Annotated in this window: 20 protein-coding genes and 1 tRNA gene; 10 read left to right on the plus strand and 11 right to left on the minus strand. The window is 47.4% G+C overall.

Translation table 11 applies throughout. The features are described from left to right. Positions 1-234: 234 nt before the first annotated feature. The 5 genes from ACJB0T_RS07945 to ACJB0T_RS07965 all read left to right on the plus strand — a co-directional run bounded on the left by ACJB0T_RS07945 (position 235) and on the right by ACJB0T_RS07965 (position 4,869). Positions 235-1,149, plus strand: a complete 915-nt coding sequence (locus tag ACJB0T_RS07945; RefSeq protein WP_479288955.1) for a TIGR01777 family oxidoreductase — start codon at positions 235-237, stop codon at positions 1,147-1,149. Between the two features lie 65 nt (positions 1,150-1,214). Beyond that, positions 1,215-2,042: an SDR family oxidoreductase gene (locus tag ACJB0T_RS07950; protein ID WP_479288953.1), complete on the plus strand. Its 828-nt coding sequence runs from the start codon at positions 1,215-1,217 to the stop codon at positions 2,040-2,042. Positions 2,043-2,426: 384 nt separating this feature from the next. Continuing rightward, positions 2,427-3,281 carry a co-chaperone YbbN gene (locus tag ACJB0T_RS07955; RefSeq protein WP_479288951.1) on the plus strand — a complete coding sequence of 285 codons (855 nt, stop codon included), beginning with the start codon at positions 2,427-2,429 and terminating at the stop codon, positions 3,279-3,281. A 203-nt stretch (positions 3,282-3,484) separates the two neighbouring features. Next, the gene (locus tag ACJB0T_RS07960; RefSeq protein WP_479288949.1) at positions 3,485-4,420 is read left to right on the plus strand and encodes an SPFH domain-containing protein; all 936 of its coding nucleotides are present in this window, start codon (positions 3,485-3,487) and stop codon (positions 4,418-4,420) included. After that, positions 4,417-4,869, plus strand: a complete 453-nt coding sequence (locus ACJB0T_RS07965; protein ID WP_353498061.1) for an NfeD family protein — start codon at positions 4,417-4,419, stop codon at positions 4,867-4,869. The genes ACJB0T_RS07960 and ACJB0T_RS07965 overlap by 4 nt, the downstream gene beginning before the upstream one ends. Before the next feature lie 49 nt (positions 4,870-4,918). On the opposite strand, the gene ACJB0T_RS07970 is transcribed toward ACJB0T_RS07965, so the two are convergent. Next, positions 4,919-6,112 (minus strand): DEAD/DEAH box helicase, encoded by a 1,194-nt coding sequence (locus ACJB0T_RS07970; protein ID WP_479288947.1) that lies wholly within the window; start codon positions 6,110-6,112, stop codon positions 4,919-4,921. Positions 6,113-6,213: 101 nt separating this feature from the next. Next, positions 6,214-6,290, minus strand: a tRNA-Arg gene (locus ACJB0T_RS07975). A 205-nt stretch (positions 6,291-6,495) separates the two neighbouring features. On the opposite strand from ACJB0T_RS07975, the gene folD reads away from it, so the two are divergent. Next, positions 6,496-7,359, plus strand: coding sequence for a bifunctional methylenetetrahydrofolate dehydrogenase/methenyltetrahydrofolate cyclohydrolase FolD (gene folD, locus ACJB0T_RS07980; protein WP_042501001.1), 864 nt, complete (start codon positions 6,496-6,498; stop codon positions 7,357-7,359). Between the two features lie 217 nt (positions 7,360-7,576). Then, positions 7,577-7,828 carry an HPr family phosphocarrier protein gene (locus tag ACJB0T_RS07985; protein ID WP_112461249.1) on the plus strand — a complete coding sequence of 84 codons (252 nt, stop codon included), beginning with the start codon at positions 7,577-7,579 and terminating at the stop codon, positions 7,826-7,828. Positions 7,829-7,927: 99 nt separating this feature from the next. Here the strand turns inward: ACJB0T_RS07985 and ACJB0T_RS07990 are convergent, their stop codons facing one another. Then, entirely contained in the window at positions 7,928-8,905 is a 978-nt protein-coding gene (locus ACJB0T_RS07990) for a lytic murein transglycosylase (RefSeq protein WP_479288946.1), read from the minus strand. A gap of 24 nt (positions 8,906-8,929) precedes the next feature. Further along, a complete protein-coding gene (locus ACJB0T_RS07995; protein WP_042500946.1) occupies positions 8,930-9,205 on the minus strand; it encodes a YcgL domain-containing protein in 276 nt (91 codons plus the stop codon). Positions 9,206-9,420: 215 nt separating this feature from the next. On the opposite strand from ACJB0T_RS07995, the gene minC reads away from it, so the two are divergent. From minC to minE, 3 genes are read left to right on the plus strand one after another with little or no spacing between them, the layout of a single operon-like run. Then, positions 9,421-10,083, plus strand: coding sequence for a septum site-determining protein MinC (gene minC / locus ACJB0T_RS08000; protein ID WP_479288944.1), 663 nt, complete (start codon positions 9,421-9,423; stop codon positions 10,081-10,083). A 20-nt stretch (positions 10,084-10,103) separates the two neighbouring features. Beyond that, positions 10,104-10,916, plus strand: a complete 813-nt coding sequence (minD, locus tag ACJB0T_RS08005; protein ID WP_042500940.1) for a septum site-determining protein MinD — start codon at positions 10,104-10,106, stop codon at positions 10,914-10,916. Between the two features lie 3 nt (positions 10,917-10,919). Continuing rightward, a complete protein-coding gene (gene minE / locus ACJB0T_RS08010; protein WP_042476441.1) occupies positions 10,920-11,183 on the plus strand; it encodes a cell division topological specificity factor MinE in 264 nt (87 codons plus the stop codon). A 67-nt stretch (positions 11,184-11,250) separates the two neighbouring features. Here minE and rnd read toward each other — a convergent pair whose 3' ends face one another. From rnd to yoaA, 7 genes are all read right to left on the minus strand, one after another. Next, positions 11,251-12,372 carry a ribonuclease D gene (rnd, locus tag ACJB0T_RS08015; RefSeq protein WP_479288942.1) on the minus strand — a complete coding sequence of 374 codons (1,122 nt, stop codon included), beginning with the start codon at positions 12,370-12,372 and terminating at the stop codon, positions 11,251-11,253. A gap of 72 nt (positions 12,373-12,444) precedes the next feature. Next, positions 12,445-14,145, minus strand: a complete 1,701-nt coding sequence (fadD, locus tag ACJB0T_RS08020) for a long-chain-fatty-acid--CoA ligase FadD (RefSeq protein WP_479288940.1) — start codon at positions 14,143-14,145, stop codon at positions 12,445-12,447. A gap of 160 nt (positions 14,146-14,305) precedes the next feature. Further along, positions 14,306-15,127, minus strand: coding sequence for an alpha/beta fold hydrolase (locus tag ACJB0T_RS08025; protein ID WP_479292200.1), 822 nt, complete (start codon positions 15,125-15,127; stop codon positions 14,306-14,308). 47 nt (positions 15,128-15,174) lie between these two features. Further along, positions 15,175-15,729, minus strand: coding sequence for a Slp family lipoprotein (locus tag ACJB0T_RS08030; RefSeq protein ID WP_479288939.1), 555 nt, complete (start codon positions 15,727-15,729; stop codon positions 15,175-15,177). A gap of 71 nt (positions 15,730-15,800) precedes the next feature. Next, positions 15,801-16,118 (minus strand): chromosome partitioning protein ParA, encoded by a 318-nt coding sequence (locus ACJB0T_RS08035; RefSeq protein ID WP_479288937.1) that lies wholly within the window; start codon positions 16,116-16,118, stop codon positions 15,801-15,803. Between the two features lie 43 nt (positions 16,119-16,161). Next, positions 16,162-16,863 carry a tRNA (adenosine(37)-N6)-threonylcarbamoyltransferase complex dimerization subunit type 1 TsaB gene (tsaB, locus tag ACJB0T_RS08040; RefSeq protein WP_479288935.1) on the minus strand — a complete coding sequence of 234 codons (702 nt, stop codon included), beginning with the start codon at positions 16,861-16,863 and terminating at the stop codon, positions 16,162-16,164. Next, positions 16,864-18,822, minus strand: a complete 1,959-nt coding sequence (gene yoaA / locus ACJB0T_RS08045; protein WP_479288933.1) for a DNA repair helicase YoaA — start codon at positions 18,820-18,822, stop codon at positions 16,864-16,866. Between the last annotated feature and the right edge of the window lie 220 nt (positions 18,823-19,042).

The following is a 19,042-nucleotide window of genomic DNA, read 5'->3' on the forward strand; positions in this document are numbered from 1 at the left end:
AGCCTTCACTAATATAATGATGGCAAAGAAAAATGTAAGAAAGTGTGACACAGATGACACTGTCGGTGCTGCCACGAAAAGAGTGCTGTTTTTGTGAACCAAAGCGCCTGTGCTACATACAATGATCCGCTGCAGTTGGGTTAGTTAATTCCCTGATTCATTGCTATATTTAAACCCAAATGCCCGCGACGAGGCGTGTCTTAGTAGCAGAGAGCTACTTTTAGAGGAGAGAGAATGAAGCTGTTATTAACCGGCGGGACCGGCTTTATAGGACGTGAACTACTCAAGCATCTCACTACCCATAGTGTGACGCTGCTTACCCGCGATGTTGCTGCAGCTAAACGTATCCTCAATCACACCGACGTTGGCAACATTGACTACATTGATTCCCTTGATACTTACAGTGACCTCAACGAGTTTGACGCCGTCATCAACTTGGCTGGAGAGCCTATCGCCGATAAACGCTGGAATACAGCACAAAAGCAGCGTATCTGCGACAGTCGCTGGAAGGTAACAGAAAAGATTGTTGAGTTGATCCATGCCAGTACCAAACCACCATCAACGTTCATCAGCGGATCGGCGGTGGGCTACTATGGCGATCAACAAGATCACCCTTTTGATGAAAGCTTAAAAGTACACCACAACAATTTCGCTCATACGGTGTGTGATCGTTGGGAGCAGATCGCTATGCGTGCCCAATCGGATCATACTCGCGTGTGCGTACTAAGAACGGGTGTGGTACTCGGTGATGGCGGCGGCGCCTTGGCGAAAATGATGCTGCCATACAAATTGGGGGTTGGTGGCCCTATAGGTGATGGCGCACAATATATGCCGTGGATCCACCTTCTGGATATGGTGCGTGGGATTGTTTTCTTGCTTGAGACCGATCATGCCGTCGGTCCTTACAATCTCTGTGCGCCCCACGCCGTTTCTAACGCAACATTCAGCAAAACACTAGCAAGCACATTGGGAAGACCGCACTTCTTAATGACGCCCAAATGGGCATTGAAACTCGCAATGGGCGAGTCTTCATGCCTGTTGTTTGATAGCGTTCGAGCAAAGCCTAAGAAGCTCACCGAGATGGGATTTAACTTCTCTTTTCCTCATATCGATACCGCTTTAAAAAACATTATCACTAATGCACGGTAATACTTGCTACGCCCTATGAAGTGTCGGTAAGGTAGTTGAAAACAAATCATAGGGTTAGTTAAGTAATGGCCAAGTCAGTACTCATCACAGGATGTTCTAGCGGCATCGGTTATGTCGCCGCGCATGCACTTCAAAAACAAGGATACCAAGTCATCGCGTCATGCCGCCAAGAAGCGGATGTAACACAACTTCAACAAGAAGGATTGACCTGCATACAGCTTGATCTCTCAGATCCCAAGAGCATTAAACTGGCCGTTCAAAAAACCCTTGCCCTGACTGAAGGACGACTCTATGGCCTGTTTAACAACGGTGCTTACGGCCAGCCTGGTGCATTAGAAGATCTGCCAACCGACGCGCTACGAGCGCAATTCGAAGCCAACGTTTTTGGCTGGCATGAACTCACTAAGCAAATTCTCCCTATCATGCGTGCGCAAGGTGAAGGCCGCATCATACAAAACAGCTCAGTGCTTGGGTTTGCCGCAATGAAGTATCGCGGCGCGTACAACGCCTCCAAATTTGCCCTTGAAGGCTGGACAGATACATTGCGTCTAGAACTGCACCAAACCGGTATACACATTTCACTGATTGAGCCTGGCCCTATCGAAACCCAATTTAGAGCCAATGCTAAGCGTGCGTTTTTACAATGGATTAACGTAGAATCAAGCCCGCATCGAGCGCAATACGAGCAGCAACTTACCCGCCTATCTGCAGACGCCTCTGGTAACCAATTTGTGCTACCACCAGAGTCTTGCGTACCGCCTTTGCTGCATGCGCTTGAATCTCAGTCACCAAAACTGCGCTATCGTATTACTACGCCAACCAAAGTGTTCGCCGTACTCAAACGGATCCTTCCTAGCAAGTGGTTAGATCCTATTCTGCGAAAGGCTGCATAAAAAACGATCACTTGTAATTTTAGTGTCACAATTAAACGTTATATTAACCACCGTGGTGAAACCACACTGCGCATGACTTCTTCTGGTATCGCTACCTGAAGACAAAATGCCAAAACAATATCTAACTCACAGCATTCACGTGGATTACAACGAAAATGACGCTAAATCAGCTTAACTGGTTAGCTGTGGGGGTTACACTAGCTTACTTCGTAATGTTCTAGACACCTTTGCTTGCTGCCGTTCTGGAATCCATTAACGCCGCGCTTTATAGTGCGGCGTTTTGGCATCTAATCTTCCCATTTCTCTGCGCATAACCTTGAATTTTCGGTCATTGATACCAATCTTGAACTAAGAACGATAGACATCACCTACAAGGAACACTCAATGCAACCTGCGACCATTGTTGAGTTAAACGAACAAAACTTTCGCCAAGTATTAGAAGGCTCGATGACCGCGCCTGTGCTAATCCATTTTTGGGCACCAATGAGTGAAGAAAGCGCGCAAATCATCCCATCACTTCGAGCGCTGACTGAGCAATACGCCGGAGCCTTCTCTCTAGCACTGCTCAACTGTGAAGAGCAACAAGCTATCGCAGGGCAGTTTGGTGTTCAAGCGCTACCCACCATTGCTCTATTTGTTAATGGCCAGCCTGTTGACGGCCTAGGCGGTCCTCAGCCTATCGAAGCGGTAAAAGCCATGCTAGCTAAGCACCTACCAAGTGAAGATGAGCTTAATGCACGCAAAGCACTAGAGCTATCTCAGCAAGGTGAGTACGACACCGCGATTGAGTTACTGAACAACCTATCAGAAGAGTACAAACAAAAAGGCGAAATCAAACTCGCGCTTGCGCAGTGTCTACTGGAAACCAATCAGTTTGACGTAGCAGAAGCGGTCCTTAATGCCATCCCAATGGAGTACAAAGACAACTTCTACAAGAGCTTGATTGCGAAACTTGAGCTGCACAAACAAGCGGCGGACAGCCCGGAAATTCAATCACTAGAAGCGGCACTGCAAGCAAATCCAGAAGACCTCAAAATCGTGGCTGAACTGGCGCTTCAATATCACCAAGTAAACCGTGATGAAGAGGCACTTGAGCTTATGTGGACACCGCTAAGCTGCAACCTCAATGCCCTTGATGGCGACTTGAAAAAGTCATTTATGGATATCTTGTCGGCACTCGGTCAAGGCAACCCAATTGCTGCGAAATATCGCCGTCAGCTATACTCTTTGCTGTACTAGTCGTAAGACACTCCGTGATTCATGAAAGGGACCTTTGCGTCCCTTTGTCATATTAGTGTGAGCAACACTTGGTAACCTGCCGTATAAACTACTGATACAACTAATAATTACCCATCGCAAAAATACACTTCATTACACATAAATGTCTCAACTAAACTGTATACTATTGCGAATGTGTACATTTTTAATACAGGGAAATTGTCATGGCTATTGATGCAATGATCACGATTGGCGGATTTATTCTTGTTGCTGTTGTCTTTATCGTCGCAGGGGTAAAAACCGTTCCACAGGGCAACAACTGGACGGTGGAGCGATTTGGACGCTACACCCACTCACTCAAACCAGGTCTAAACCTCATCATTCCTTTTATCGATAGTGTCGGTAACAAAGTGAATATGATGGAACGCGTACTGGATATTCCACCGCAAGAGGTTATTTCACGTGACAACGCCAACGTCGTTATTGATGCGGTTTGTTTTGTACAAGTCGTCGATGCCGCAAAAGCCGCTTATGAGGTTAACGACCTTGAACATGCGATTCGTAACCTAACACTAACTAACATGCGTACCGTACTTGGCTCTATGGAGCTAGATGAAATGCTCAGTCAGCGTGATTCCATCAATACCAAACTGCTTTCTATCGTCGATGAGGCCACCAACCCTTGGGGCGTAAAAGTCACTCGTATTGAAATCCGTGACGTTCAGCCACCCGCTGACCTAACTGCAGCGATGAATGCGCAAATGAAAGCCGAGCGTAATAAACGAGCGGAAATTCTAGAGGCAGAAGGTGTTCGTCAGGCTGAAATCCTGCGTGCTGAAGGTCAAAAGCAATCTGAGATCCTCAAAGCTGAAGGTGAAAAGCAGGCTGCTATACTTCAAGCAGAAGCGCGTGAACGTGCCGCCGAAGCAGAGGCGAAAGCAACCGAAATGGTATCAACCGCGATTGCTCAAGGTGATATGCAGGCCGTAAACTACTTTATCGCTCAAGGATATACCGATGCTCTGAAATCTATCGGTCAGGCTGAAAACGGTAAGATCATCATGCTACCGCTTGAAGCGACTGGCCTAATGGGCTCTGTTGCCGGTATTGCGGAAATGTTCAACCAATCGAAAGCAAGCAGCAATGAGGACAAAGCGTGATTGAATTACTCAGCCAAGTTAACTATTGGCACTGGTTAGCCCTAGGTTTATTGCTGCTTTGCGGCGAGCTGCTTGGTACGGCTGGGTATATGTTGTGGCTCGGTATCTCAGCGATGCTGGTTGGCATTGTATTGGCGTTTGTGCCCATCAGTTGGCAGCTTCAATGGGTGAGTTTTGGTGTGTTCTCTCTCGCCCTTACCTGGCTTTGGTGGCGCAAACAACATAAAGTCGACAAACACTCCGATCAGCAGCGTGACCTCAACCAAAAAGACAAGCAATTGCTTGGGCAAACCACCGTACTTGAAGAAGACATCAATCGTGGCAAATGCCGTATCAAATTAGGTGATACCTCTTGGTCTGCCTACAGTGACAAAGCCTTACCCTCTGGCACGTTAGTCAAAGTCATCGATGTGGATGGCATTACGCTATTGATTGAAAGAGCTGATTGAAAAAGCCGAATAAAAAATGCCCCTGACACAAATCAGGGGCATTTTTTCATCAATCTTTTGCTTCGCGTTTGTGCTTTGGTACGTAATTCAAAATCGAGATTGGCACCGGTTTTCGTGGTGCAAAACCTTCAATCTCTACTCGGTCAAGCAAATGGCCTAAACGACTTTCAATCATGCAAAGGTTTTTGAAGTTATCTTTAGAGACCAAGGATACAGCCTCTCCTTCAGCTTCAGCGCGACCTGTACGACCAATACGATGCACATATTCATCCGCAGGGAATGGTAAGTCATAGTTGATAACCACAGGTAGGTTTTCAATGTCAATACCACGCGCAGCAACACCCGTTGCGACTAGGTACTGGATTTCACCAGCCTTAAACGATTCAATCAATTGCTGACGAACCTTCTGGTTACGACCACTATGGAACGCTTCGGCGACAATGCCACGCTTTTCAAGCTGGCTAACTAATTTAGCAGCGCCGTGTTTAGTCTCAATAAAAATCAGTGCTTGCTTCCAGTCATTCGTTTGTAGCATGTGACTTAGCAGCGAAGATTTCATATCTTTATCGACCGTGACAATCCACTGCTTGATGTTGCTCTTTGACGCGCTATGTTTGGTAATCGAGATCTCTTCAGGATCGCGGATCGCCGATTTTGCTAACTCCCGAACTGGGTTAGACAGCGTTGCCGAAAACAGCAGGTTTTGTGCATCTTCTGGTACGCGTGCGATGATTTTGTTGATGGCTTCGATAAAACCCATATCAAGCATCTTATCGGCTTCATCTAACACCAGTACTTCGAGTTCATCAAAATGAATCGCGCGCTGACCGTACAAATCAATCAAGCGGCCAGGAGTGGCAACGACAATATCAACGCCATCAATCAGCGCTTGTTTTTGTGGAGCGTAATCCACACCACCAAACATTGCCATCGACTTTAAAGGCAAATGCTGTGCGTAGGCTTCAATACTTTGGTTTACCTGCAGTGCTAGTTCACGAGTCGGCGTTAAGATGATCGCGCGAGCACGCTTCTTTCGCTGGGTTTCGCTTTGGCTTAGCTTCTCTAGAATAGGCAACACAAAACTCGCCGTTTTACCAGTACCAGTTTGTGCCGCTGCAATCAGGTTTTCACCTTTTAGGACAATCGGAATTGCTTTTGATTGAATCGTGGTTGGCTTTTGATAGCCAAGCGATGCTACTGCATCCAATATAAGTTGGCTTAAGCCGAGGTTAGAAAAAGACATCACGAGTTCTCAGATGATTAATTGCAAAAAGTGTAGCAGATCCTAAGAATTAAAACGAAAAACCCCTGACAACTCATAGAGCTATCAGGGGTCTTAAATAATGGCACGCCCTGTAGGATTCGAACCTACGACCACATCCTTAGAAGGGACGTGCTCTATCCAGCTGAGCTAAGGGCGCGCTACAGGGAAAGAATTATACGAGTTAGGAGAGGTAAATCAATGGCTTTATTGCTTTGAGCGGTTTAAACGCCCAAAAAAAAGTCAACATATCAGCAAAAGACGAAAAACACACCGATGCAAACGTTTGCGTTGTAGCTTTTGAAATAGTTTTCTGGGACAATGCACACAAAAATAACAGTCAATTAACTTTCTCAAGGAAAATTATGTCTGCTCAAAACATTGATGGGAAACTCATTTCTCAAACTGTACGCTCAGAAGTCGCCGCTCGTGTTAAAGCGAGAACGGACGCAGGACTTCGAGCGCCGGGGTTAGCCGTTGTTTTAGTGGGTGAAGACCCAGCCTCGCAGGTTTATGTGGGCAGCAAGCGCCGCGCGTGTGAAGAAGTAGGCTTTGTTTCTAAGTCTTACGACTTGCCAGCTAGCGCAACCGAAGAAGAGCTATTAAGCCTAGTTGATGAGCTGAACAATGACCCAGAGGTTGATGGGATCTTGGTGCAATTGCCGCTTCCTGCAGGTATCGATACGACTCACGTTCTTGAGCGAATCATCCCAGAAAAAGATGTCGATGGCTTCCACCCATACAACGTGGGCCGTCTAGCGCAACGCATTCCTAAGCTACGCTCGTGCACGCCGAAAGGCATTATCACTCTCCTTGATCGTTACAACATTCAACTTCGTGGTAAGCACGCGGTGATTGTGGGTGCATCTAATATTGTTGGTCGCCCAATGACGCTAGAGCTGTTGTTGGCTGGTTGTACAACAACAACCTGTCACCGATTCACTAAAGACTTAGAGAGTCACGTGCGTCAAGCGGACGTGGTCGTTGTGGCTGTTGGTAAGCCAAACTTTGTTCCTGGTCACTGGATCAAAAAAGGCGCGGTTGTGGTCGATGTGGGCATCAACCGTTTGGAAAATGGCACCCTAGTTGGTGACGTTGAGTACGATGTTGCCAAAGACAACGCAAGCTTCATTACCCCAGTTCCTGGCGGCGTTGGTCCTATGACGGTGGCAAGCCTGATTGAGAACACTATGATTGCGTGCGAGCAGTTCCACACTGCTAAGAAGTAATCCATGAAGTAAGGGAGTTCGCTCCCTTACTGTTACCTCCCAGCTTGTCGCACGAGCTTTCCCTCTAAAAATCAGTCATATAACGTTAACTCCCTCTCAATTTCTCCTACACATCGCCCTTGTTTTAGAAACTTTGCCTCTTTGTCACAGTATTCGTACCTCGCGTTAGGTACAAACAGAGTCAGAGATATTCGTCGACTAAAGAGGGGACAACGCTATGTATAAGAAAAATGCCGTAATTACAGCGGAAAGTGGCCTACACACCAGACCTGCAGCACAGTTTGTTAAACAAGCGAAGCAGTACGCTGAAGATGTCGAAATAGTATCAAAAGGGAAAACGGCCACCGCCAAAAACTTATTTAAACTGCAAACACTGCAGTTAGTAAAAGGCACTGAAGTCACAGTTCAATCTGCCAATAAGCAGGCAGTGGATGAGTTGGCGAGTTTCTTAGAAAAAGTGACTGGCTAAGATAATTAAAGGGCTCAACGTACGCGGCCTGAGTACGTTGAGCCCTTTTCTGTTGATTATTGCGCGGCACGAACACTCAAAGAGCGCCTTCAACCACGACTACTTCATCGCAATACGATCAGCTAAATGACTCACCGCTAAAGCAAAATAATACGAGCGATTCCACTTCATGAGTACGTTGTAGTTGTTGTATACCAAGTAGACACGACCATTTTCATCATCGGGCATAATGAGCCATGCTTTGATGTCTTCATCCAATTGTGGCAACGGACGACCATCGTATTTGGTGACACCTAACTTGCTCCACTCTTGCAGTAGCTTGCCTTTTTCAGACTCACGACCTTGCAGCTCTGGAGAAAAACCTTGTGGCACTTTGACTTGACGACCCCAAGTGTATTTATCATCCCAACCAGATTGCGCAAGATAGTTCGCAGTTGAAGCAAATACGTCTGCTTCCGAGTCCCAAATGTCTTTCTTACCATCGCCGTTACCATCGGCAGCAAAGTTCAAGAAAGAGCTTGGCATAAACTGACTTTGACCCATCGCCCCAGCCCAAGACCCTTTCATGTCCGCTGGTGCAATATGCCCTTGTTCTAGAATAGTCAGAGCGGCAAGTGCTTCACTGCGGAAGAAGGCTTCGCGTCGCCCTTCATAAGCCATGGTCGACAGCGCATCGATGACGCGGTAATTCCCTGTGAAGCGGCCAAAGTTACTTTCCACACCCCAAAGCGCCACAATAAAGCGCGGCTGGACGCCATACTCATCGCCAATACGTTTTAGCTCAGCGTAGTGCTTATCGTGCAGCTCTTTCGCCTGTTCGACTTTCCAGTCTGGCACCGCTCTTGGAATGTATTCATCCAAAGTGAGTTTTTTCTCGGGCTGGTTGCGGTCGGCTTTTACCGCTCTAGGTTTATATTCAACCCCAGCAAAGGCTTCTGTTAAAATTTGCTCGGAAATCCCTTTGGCACGTGCTTCTTGCTTGAGGCCTGCGACATACTCCTCGAAGGATTCCTTTTGTTGCGCTGCTGCGCTTGTGGCTAGGCTTGCTCCTAGTATCACTGACAATATCGTTTTCACCGTGCCCTCCCCTGAGCATTCGGACTATTTTTGCTGAGCTTTCTGCTCTTTATATTTATCTAGCAAGTTTTCTGGCGGTGGTGGCAATTGTAAGAAAAAGCCCTCCTCGTTGATCGAGGCTTTCACTTTCTCCACGTCCACCAAGGCCAACTTGCGACCAGCAAGGTTCACAACCATCACAAACTGAGGTCGGCCAAACATCTCCATGAGCGCATCTGGTACTGGTGTAAAGTCGTCTTTCTTAGCAATGTACAGGTATGCCCCGTCTTTTTTAGTGCTTTTATAGATTGAACAAAGCATGGTTGTATCTCTTGTGGTTGCCTATCTTCTCAAGTCGAAGAAATAATTGAGTTAGTTTATGGAAAATTGAGAGTTAATTATCCATTTGAGAGCAAGATAGCTTGCTGTATCTAGTGTTGAAATATAACATGAATATTCCCAAGTGACCTCTAGATACGGTTACATTGGCAAACCTAATCAAAAGCAATGTCAATGGCACAAGGATTTGATCATCAATGTCTCAATCCCCAGATCTGAAAGGCAGTAGCTTCACCTTATCGGTGTTGCATCTTTCTGACAACGATGTTTCCAAAGCAGTTCAATTTTTACAGCAAAAAGTCTCTCAAGCTCCCACCTTTTTCGCCTCAGCTCCTGTAGTGATCAATGTGAGCAAAGTCGAGGGCGACCTTAACTTTGTCGACCTAAAACTGGGTATCGAAGAGATAGGTATGATTGCTGTAGGCATCACTGGCTGTCAGGACAAACGCATTCAAAACCTCGCTTCGCAGGCAGGTTTTGCAGTGATGACAGCGAGTAAAGCGCCCCCTCAAGCGCCTGCTAAAATGGAACCGACCAAAATCGTTCGTACCCCAGTGCGCTCCGGTCAACAGATCTATGCCAAAAACAGTGACCTTGTCATATTAAGCCATGTGAGTGCGGGCGCCGAAGTCATTGCTGACGGCACCATTCATATCCATGGCACACTCAGAGGCAGAGCAATCGCAGGGGCGAGTGGCTCACGCGATGCTAAAATTCTCTGCAACAACCTTCAAGCTGAACTAGTCTCCATAGCAGGGAACTACTGGCTCAGCGATCAGATTGAACGTGAATATTGGGGTAAAAAGGTGCTGTTCGGGATGACCGACGACCAACTCGATTTCGAGATCCTCACGATATAGAATTTTAAGGAAAACAATAAATGGCACGCATTATTGTGGTAACGTCGGGTAAAGGCGGCGTAGGTAAGACGACTTCGAGCGCGGCTATCGCATCGGGTCTTGCGCTCAAAGGTAAAAAAACGGCGGTGATCGACTTCGACATCGGCTTACGTAACCTCGACCTAATCATGGGTTGTGAGCGTCGTGTGGTGTATGACTTTGTTAACGTCATCAATGGCGAAGCAACGCTAAACCAAGCGCTGATTAAAGATAAGCGCACTGACAACCTATTCATTCTGCCTGCCTCACAAACTCGTGACAAAGACGCTCTAACCAAAGAAGGCGTGCGCCGCGTGCTAGACGACCTAGATGAAATGGGTTTCGACTTCGTGATTTGTGATTCACCTGCGGGCATTGAACAAGGCGCTCTAATGGCGTTGTACTTCGCTGATGAAGCGATTGTAACTACTAACCCAGAAGTCTCTTCGGTTCGCGATTCAGACCGCATTCTTGGCATTCTTGATTCTAAGTCGCGCCGTGCAGAAGAAGGCAAAGAGCCGGTTAAGCAGCATCTACTGCTAACTCGCTACAACCCAGCACGCGTAACACAAGGCGAAATGCTGTCGGTTGAAGATGTGGAAGAGATCCTACACATTTCACTGCTTGGCGTTATTCCAGAGAGCCAAGCGGTACTGAATGCCTCAAACAAAGGTGTGCCAGTCATTTTTGATGACGAGTCTGATGCGGGTATGGCGTATTCAGACACCGTTGACCGTCTACTAGGTGAGCAAGTCGACTTCCGCTTCTTAACAGAGCAGAAGAAAGGTATCTTCAAACGTCTATTCGGGGGGTAAGCTATGTCTTTACTTGAGTTTTTCCGCCCGCAGAAGAAGACCTCAGCAAACCTAGCGAAAGAACGTTTGCAAATCATTGTTGCAGAGAGACGCAGTGAAGGCTCGCCTTCTCCGTCTTACTTACCGCAATTAAAGGAAGATATCCTTAAAGTGATCGCTAAGTACGTCGACGTTGACCCATCCATGGTAGATCTGTCGTTCGAACACAAAGACGATGACATTTCGGTTCTAGAGCTCAACGTGCAGCTTCCAGAAGACGAAAAATAGATGCTAAAAAGGCTCGCAATGGCGAGCCTTTTTGTTAGTCAGTAGCACTGTGAACTTGCGTGCGTGATTAAGCGTCCATTACTTGGTCAAGCTGACGACCAAACAGTTCCAAACGCCAACCTTGCATCACATCCGGCAGCTTAGCAGGATCGCGCTGATGCTTCCAAACCCAAGATAGATACTGATTTAGCTGCTTTTTAGACGCCAAAAACTCCGTCGCTAAACCGCTGTGTTGGGCGGCTTTTTTCACTTCATCTTTTAGTACTTTAAAGACTTGTTTGTAGCCAGGGAAATCCATGAGACGTTCGATTTTCTCTGGGAAATCTTCTTCCGGCGTTTGCTGAGCATGTTTAACGATGGCCGCAATACGCTCACCGTGTCGGCGAATAGCTCTTGGGTCAATGCCCTCTTGCTCCATCTGCTTTGGCTTTTTCAAACCGTGACGGGCAACCGTCCACAGCTCTTGCTCTTTGATGATAAAGTTCAAGGCCAAGTCACGTTTTAACGCTTCATTAAAACGCCAAGTCGCCAATGGTTTTAACACTGCAAGCTGTTTACGTTTAAGCTGCCAAGCTCCTTTTATATCTAGGTAGGCATTCTCAGGATTAGGCGTTCGTCCGCGCTTTTGCATCAAGAGATCAGATTCTTGCTGCGCCGCTTCCCACCACTCTTTGGCTTCCACTTTTGCAAACAACTTAAAGTAAAGTGGCCATAGGAAGTAAACATCGGCTGCTGCATAGTCGAGCTGCTTATCAGTCAGAGGACGCGCAACCCAGTCGGCACGAGATTCACTCTTATCAAGCTCAACATCAAGATACTCTTGCACTAAGGCAGCGAAGCCTGTCGACAAGCCATGCCCTAAAAATGCCGCCATGATCTGCGTATCAACCATAGGGTAAGGCATGCAATTGAAGCTGTTAGCAAACACTTCTAGGTCTTCACCACAAGCGTGCAGCACCTTCAATACTGACGTGTCCTTAAGAAGCTCAATGAACGGTGTGAAGTCACTGATTGTGAGTGGGTCGATGAGAGACAGCTGTTCACCATCATAAAGCTGAATCAAACCCAGCTTAGGATAATAAGTACGAATGCGCACAAACTCAGTGTCCAGCATCACGACATCGGATTCACGAGCCTTGCTGCATACCGACTCTAGCTCGGCAAACTCTGTTACTATTTGGTATTCCACTCAATCTCTCTTCATAAAAAATGCCAGCTTTGCGGGCTGGCATTTTAGCACTGATTGTAATCAAACGTTAACTTAAACTGTCTTCTCTGAGGTCTTGAGCAGTTTTGCGTCGTTTTCTTCACGCAATACGCGGCGCAAGATCTTACCGACGTTAGTCTTTGGTAGATCGTCTCTAAATTCAACTCGTTTCGGGATCTTGTAACCCGTTAGATGCTGACGACAGTGATCGATGATCTCTTCTTTGGTCAGCGAGTTGTCCTTCTTAACCACGAAGATCTTAACGATCTCGCCAGAAGCTTCATTCGCTTCACCAATCGCAGCGACTTCCAGTACCTTGTCATTGAGCGCCACAACATCTTCGATTTCATTTGGATAGACGTTAAAGCCTGAAACCAAAATCATGTCTTTCTTACGGTCAACGATGTGCAAGAAGCCGTCATTATCGAACTCAACGATATCACCCGTCGACAACCAACCTTCTTGGTTGATCACCTCTTTTGTCGCTTCAGCACGCTGCCAGTAACCTTGCATGACTTGTGGGCCGCGAACTTGCAGCTCACCTTTGCCGTCACCTTCCACTGGGTTGCCGTCTTCATCGACAATGCGCACTTCCGTTGATGGCACCGGTAAGCCAATCGAGCCATTGTATTCTGTTAGATCGTGCGGATACGCAGCTACCAATGGAGAACATTCCGTAAGGCCATAACCTTCCAGCAGGAAGCAGCCTGTGGTCTTTTTCCACTGCTCTGCAACAGCGCGCTGCACTGCCATGCCACCACCTACAGCCAATCGAAGGCCGCGGAAGTCGAGCTCATGGAAATCTTCATTGTTGATGAGTGCGTTAAATAGGGTATTTACACCCGTAATCGCAGTAAATGGGTACTTTTGCAGCTCTTTCACAAAGCCCGGAATATCGCGCGGGTTGGTGATAAGCAGGTTTTGCCCACCCATTTCAATAAATAGCAAACAGTTTACCGTTAGTGCGAATACGTGGTACAGCGGCAGTGCGGTAACGACTAGCTCACGACCTTCGTTCAACACCGGCGCGTACATGCCCTTCGCCTGCATTACGTTAGCAATCATGTTGCGGTGTGTCAGAATTGCCCCTTTCGCAACACCTGTGGTACCACCGGTGTATTGCAAGAAAGCAATATCATCACCCGTCATAAACGGCTTCACGTATTGCAAACGGCGACCTTTACTTAGCGCTTTTTTAAATGAAATCGCACCTGGCAAGTCATACTTAGGCACCATGCCTTTGACGTACTTAACCACGAAATCGACAATCGTCCCCTTTGCGGTTGGCAGCATTTGGCCAAGACTTGTCAGTACCACGTGCTTGATTGGCGTTTTATCAACGACTTGCTCAAGCGTACTGGCAAAGTTTGAAACGATAACGATGGCTTTCGCATCGGCATCATTCAATTGGTGCTCAAGCTCACGTGGTGTGTAGAGAGGGTTCACGTTCACGGCAATAAGACCGGCACGCAGTACACCAAATAGCGCGATTGGGTATTGCAGCAAGTTTGGCATCATGATCGCAACGCGATCGCCTTTTTGCAGTTTTAGCTCATTTTGCAAGTACGCTGCAAACGCTCGGCTACGCTCTTCCAGTTTGCGGAATGTCATTACCGAACCCATATTCACAAACGCAGGTTGGTCTGCATATTTGTGAATCGACTGTTCGAACATTTCGACTAGAGAGGGGTACTGATCTGGATTGATTTGCTCAGGCACATCGCTTGGGTATCGAGAAAGCCAAGGTTTATCCACAATTCTACTCCTTGCGTGTAAGGTCACTCTTTCGTTTCATAGGCAGATTTCAGTGTTGCTTTAAAATATTGTTAACACTTTATGGGACTATGAATGTTTTATTATTCCTGCCATTACAACACAGCAGACCAGTTAGCGCACGAAAGACTCAAACACTTGTTTAATTTTTGTTAACTCGTCCAAGTATTAGTTCAAATACCTGCTCAGGTGATTCCAAATGGCAATGGTGATCACCCTCTACCATCTCAATCTGCGCGTTGCGAAGCGGCGGCAAACACTCTTGGCGCTGTAAATAAGCGTACCCACGCTGGCCAAGTATGATCAGGTGAGGCACCGTGACTGCCTCCATAATCGCCAAGGCTTGCGGCTCACTCATCCGATAGACCGACTCGCATTTGAGCTTACTGTCATGTCGCCAAACCCACTTATCTCCCAATTGCCTGAGATCGCGCTCGACAATCGGCAGTACCGCTTCGGTTGGGAGTTTGGTCGCGCGTTTACGCATCGCAATCGCATCTTGTTTTGAAGGGATGGATTTGGCGGTTTTATTGCGCCAGCGCTCTCGGCTTTCGATGCCTTTTCTCAAACGCTCAGGGCTCAGCTGCGGTGATTCCGAAAGTGGGATATGCGCTTCGATTTGAACTAAACAAGACACTTTTTCTGGAAAGGCTGCACTATAGCAACTCGCAATCAATGCACCAAGTGAATGACCCACCAAGCACACATCAACCGCGTGAAGTTTAACCAAAATGCGGTGAAGATCGTCAATGTAGTCATGAAAGTTATAAAAGTGATGCTCACTCTTATGGCTCGAGTGACCATGACCAGGTAAATCAATCGCGATAACTCGCCAGTTGGGAGCATACTGCTCAACCAGTGGAAATAGTGCGTGGAAGCTGGCTGCGTTATCCATCCAACCATGAATAAAAACGACCGTCTTTGCGGCCGTTTTTGTCGCTGAGCGCTCAAGATAGGCAACCATTCTGTCATCTATCTTGACCGACTGTTCTTTGAAGCTAGAGTCCAATCCTACTTCACCTCTTTGATGACTCTGCCGGTACTCGGGCCGCCATGATAGTAGAAGCCATCACAGTAATAGCCCCAACAAGAACTATAACCGCCAAAATCTCTGTTGATAATTAAGCGCTCTTCAACGCGCCACAAGTAATTGCCATACGCTTTGATAACAGGAAAATCGCCTTCATATTCACCAATTTTGCCACGCTCAAGCCCCTCTTTATAACCACCGACTGTGACTAAACGTCCTTGAGCATAAGTAATCGGGTCAACAAAACCGTCGACGTAGGCGATAAAACGGCCATTAGGCTCTTCACTGATGTCGGGCTTTCCATACTCATCAATCGGAAGGTTGACCACCTCGATACGCGTTCGATCAGCGAGATTTTTTACCGTATCAATAACACCGCCCAGGCGGACTTCAGTGTTATCGCTGGTATCCATGACGCCTTTATAGGTCGCCACTACATTGTCATTCGTGGTCGCTAAGGTATCGGGAAGGCTGCCACATGCACTCAAAATGGCACTTAATGCCAAAATACTGCTGAGTTTCAGAAGTGTTTTCATAACTGGGTTTACCCTAATTAAAGCAAGTTGGCTCTAAAGCAAATCCACTTTAAAGCAAATGACTCTTATTATCATATATAGATATCGACACCAAGCAACTGTTGGAGTTCCTCGCGCTTAGCTCGATTCATGACATTCATATACTCTTCCAGAGCCTTCTTCGATCGGCCTTCTGGAAGATCATACTGAACCTGAGCCTTGGCCAGGTCAGCGTCGGATAGGTGTTTGACCGAGTGCGCTACCGCTTGAGCGACTTTGGTAACCTGAGTAGATTGGCTTGTTGGTTGCGAAGATTGAGACGTGGAAGGCTTCGACACTGCCTTTTTTGCATTGGCTTTTTGTGTCTTACGCTGGTTGGGTATGAAAGGTAAGCCGTTTATCGAAACCATAGTCTAGTCGGGCTAGCGATGTACCAGCTAGCCCTCTCCTTGATTACTCTCTGCCCGGCAGCTTTTTCCAAGCGACAGTATCACGTAGGTACACTGGACTCGCTTCTTCTGCTGGAACAGTATTGCCCTTTGCCAGCTCAAACTGAGCAAGATAAGCGATATCTTGCGCTTCTGGGAACTGAACCTGTGAGGCTTGAGTGTCGATAGCTAGGGTTGATAGCGTTTCTACGTATGCTTCCCAGCCTGTGCCAGCTGTTGCCCAAGTGTGTTCGTCTTTCACTAAGTTCTCAGCTAATACACTCGGCGGTACGACTTGCTCTTGATCAACATCCTGCCAATCACCAGACTCAAGACGCTCAAAGCGTCCCCAATACACCTCACTCATGCGCGCATCAATCGCACTTGCAACCGTTGTTGCGCCGCCAACACGATACGCGCCTTGCGCCATTGCTTTTAGCGTCGAAATACCAACCATTGGTAAATCAGCACCAAAGCCCAAGCCTTGCGCGATACCAATACAAATACGTACGCCAGTAAAACTACCAGGGCCACGAGCAAACGCTAAAGCGTCAAGCTCAGCCAAGGTCAGGCCCGCTTCTTTAAGTAGCTCATCCACCATTGGCAGCACTTTTTTAGTGTGGTCACGCGGAGCAAGTTCACTGCGTGAGTATGTCGTGTCACCCACCAGCAAAGCCACGGAGCAATTTTCGGTTGCGGTATCGATCGCGAGTATTTTGTAAGTCATTTATTTCTCAATTTGTTCTTCTGTCGCTTCAGGCGCCATGTCCTGAGCTAAAAACTGTTTTATTACACCAAGATCTCGAGTGCGTGGAATAGGCGGCAAACTGGATAAAAAGGTTGCACCGTAATCACGCGTCACCAATCGGTTATCGCAGATAATGAGTGCCCCCTGGTCTTTCTGATCGCGAATCAAACGCCCCACGCCCTGTTTCAGGGTAATCACCGCATCCGGTATTTGTACCTGCTGGAACGGGTCGCCGCCCTGCAGTTTACAATCTTCAATCCGAGCTTTAAGCAAGGGATCATCGGGTGCGGTAAACGGTAATTTGTCGATGATAACACAGCTCAAGGTGTCACCTCTAACATCTATTCCTTCCCAAAAAGCGCCTGTCGCCACCAGCAGCGCGTTGCCAAGCTCCATAAACTCTGCCAACGTTTTTTGTTTACTGGTCTCTCCTTGGAGTAAGACAGGCAGTGACAAGGTTTCACGAAACTTCTCCCCCAGCTCACGCATCATGCTGTGTGAGGTACATAAAAAGAAGCATCGTCCTTGGTTTTGTTCAATCACAGGCGCCAGCATGCTCACCAACTTATTGGCGAGTCCCGGACTGTTTGGCTCCGGTAAATAACGCGGCACACAAAGCCTTGCTTGCTTGGGATAATCAAACGGACTCGGCAGAGAAAACTGCTGCTTAGGCACTAAGCCTAGACGCGACGTGAAATGCCCAAAGTCATCGGAAACCGCGAGAGTTGCCGAGGTGAATATCCAAGCTCCGCCTTTCATTTCGACCTGCTCATGGAACTTGTCTGCGACGGTGAGCGGCGTGATATGTAGGCTAAAATGTCGCGGAGAGGTGTCGTACCAATAGGAATAACCGATGATAGTCACATCACAAACACGCTCTAGACGCCCTTTGATTAAGTTGGCACGTTCGAACGCGGTATCCAGGAGTTGGCTACGGCCCAATGCCAACTTTAGTACCTCAATGACAAACTCTAGTGCATCCATCAAGCGCTCCATTTCTCGCTTAATGTTCGGCGATGCAATGGCATCTCGCCAGTTGCCTCGAAATCCGGTATCACCGAGGATGATTCGCATCTCCATAGCGGCTTGTGATAGGCGCTCTCCCGCTTTTTGTAGCTGACGCATGTCACGCGCTTCGGTGCGATAACCTATCTCGATATCTTTACACAAATCCTGAATTTGGCGACTCGATATGGACTGACCGAAGTATTGACTGGCGATGTCTGGGATCTGATGCGCTTCGTCGAAGATGAATACGTCAGCTTCAGGAATAAGCTCGCCAAATCCGGTCTCTTTGATAGCTAAATCGGCCATAAACAGATGATGGTTCACTACCACAACGTCGGAATCGAGCGCGCGTCGCCTTGCTTTAAGCACAAAGCAATCTTCGTAGCTTGGGCACTCTTTGCCTAGGCAATTGTCATTGGTTGAAGTGATGGTTGGAATGATCGGGCTGTCTTCAGCAATGGCGTCACACTCACCCAAATCTCCGGATTTGGTTTCCGATGACCACGAACGCACTTTAACCAACTGTGACAGCAAATCAGTCTGGGTTTCGGTGGTGTGGCTCTCGACCATTTGGCGGCTCAGTCTATCGAGGCACAAATAGTTAGAACGTCCTTTTAGCAGTGAGACTTGTCCATGAAAACCAAGTGCTTCGACCATTAAGGGTAAATCACGGTGGAACAACTGCTCTTGAAGATTCTTTGAGCCAGTACTGATGATGGTTTTCTTCCCGCTAAGCAGCGCCGGAACCAAATAAGCAAATGTTTTACCCGTCCCCGTTCCTGCTTCAACCACCAATTGGGTTTGATGTGCAATCGCTTGCTCGACGGCGTTCGCCATATCAAGCTGAGGTTGACGAGGCTGAAAACCCGGAATAACTGAGCCCAGCGCTCCATCGGAGGCAAAAGCTTTGTTGATTGTACGTGAACCCATTTGGCACCGCTGATTGCAAACAATTGGCCTAGTATACCCAAACCCTTTGCAGTTCAAAAACTGAAATCCACTCGTTCAAAAGCGGCTCTGAAAAGCGAATTGTCTTCTGGCGCCTGGCAACAAAACAGTTTAGGTCACATCTTTTGTTGAAACCTTGCACAGAATAGATTAATAATGTCGGTTAGATTGCGTACAACCTTCATAGATCGCACCCAAATTA

The organism is Vibrio sp. CB1-5 (genome assembly GCF_059412285.1).

Bases quoted from the DNA above. Each gene is read 5' to 3' on its own strand.
- minC (WP_479288944.1), top strand. From the start codon at position 9,421: ATGTCTCAATCCCCAGATCTGAAAGGCAGTAGCTTCACCTTATCGGTG.
- ACJB0T_RS07945 (WP_479288955.1), top strand. From the start codon at position 235: ATGAAGCTGTTATTAACCGGCGGGACCGGCTTTATAGGACGTGAACTA.
- yoaA (WP_479288933.1), bottom strand. From the start codon at position 18,822: ATGGGTTCACGTACAATCAACAAAGCTTTTGCCTCCGATGGAGCGCTG.
- ACJB0T_RS07995 (WP_042500946.1), bottom strand. From the start codon at position 9,205: ATGCTTTGTTCAATCTATAAAAGCACTAAAAAAGACGGGGCATACCTG.
- tsaB (WP_479288935.1), bottom strand. From the start codon at position 16,863: ATGACTTACAAAATACTCGCGATCGATACCGCAACCGAAAATTGCTCC.
- ACJB0T_RS07950 (WP_479288953.1), top strand. From the start codon at position 1,215: ATGGCCAAGTCAGTACTCATCACAGGATGTTCTAGCGGCATCGGTTAT.
- ACJB0T_RS08030 (WP_479288939.1), bottom strand. From the start codon at position 15,729: ATGAAAACACTTCTGAAACTCAGCAGTATTTTGGCATTAAGTGCCATT.
- folD (WP_042501001.1), top strand. From the start codon at position 6,496: ATGTCTGCTCAAAACATTGATGGGAAACTCATTTCTCAAACTGTACGC.
- ACJB0T_RS08035 (WP_479288937.1), bottom strand. From the start codon at position 16,118: ATGGTTTCGATAAACGGCTTACCTTTCATACCCAACCAGCGTAAGACA.
- ACJB0T_RS07955 (WP_479288951.1), top strand. From the start codon at position 2,427: ATGCAACCTGCGACCATTGTTGAGTTAAACGAACAAAACTTTCGCCAA.
- ACJB0T_RS08025 (WP_479292200.1), bottom strand. From the start codon at position 15,127: ATGGTTGCCTATCTTGAGCGCTCAGCGACAAAAACGGCCGCAAAGACG.
- ACJB0T_RS07970 (WP_479288947.1), bottom strand. From the start codon at position 6,112: ATGTCTTTTTCTAACCTCGGCTTAAGCCAACTTATATTGGATGCAGTA.
- minE (WP_042476441.1), top strand. From the start codon at position 10,920: ATGTCTTTACTTGAGTTTTTCCGCCCGCAGAAGAAGACCTCAGCAAAC.
- minD (WP_042500940.1), top strand. From the start codon at position 10,104: ATGGCACGCATTATTGTGGTAACGTCGGGTAAAGGCGGCGTAGGTAAG.
- ACJB0T_RS07985 (WP_112461249.1), top strand. From the start codon at position 7,577: ATGTATAAGAAAAATGCCGTAATTACAGCGGAAAGTGGCCTACACACC.
- ACJB0T_RS07960 (WP_479288949.1), top strand. From the start codon at position 3,485: ATGGCTATTGATGCAATGATCACGATTGGCGGATTTATTCTTGTTGCT.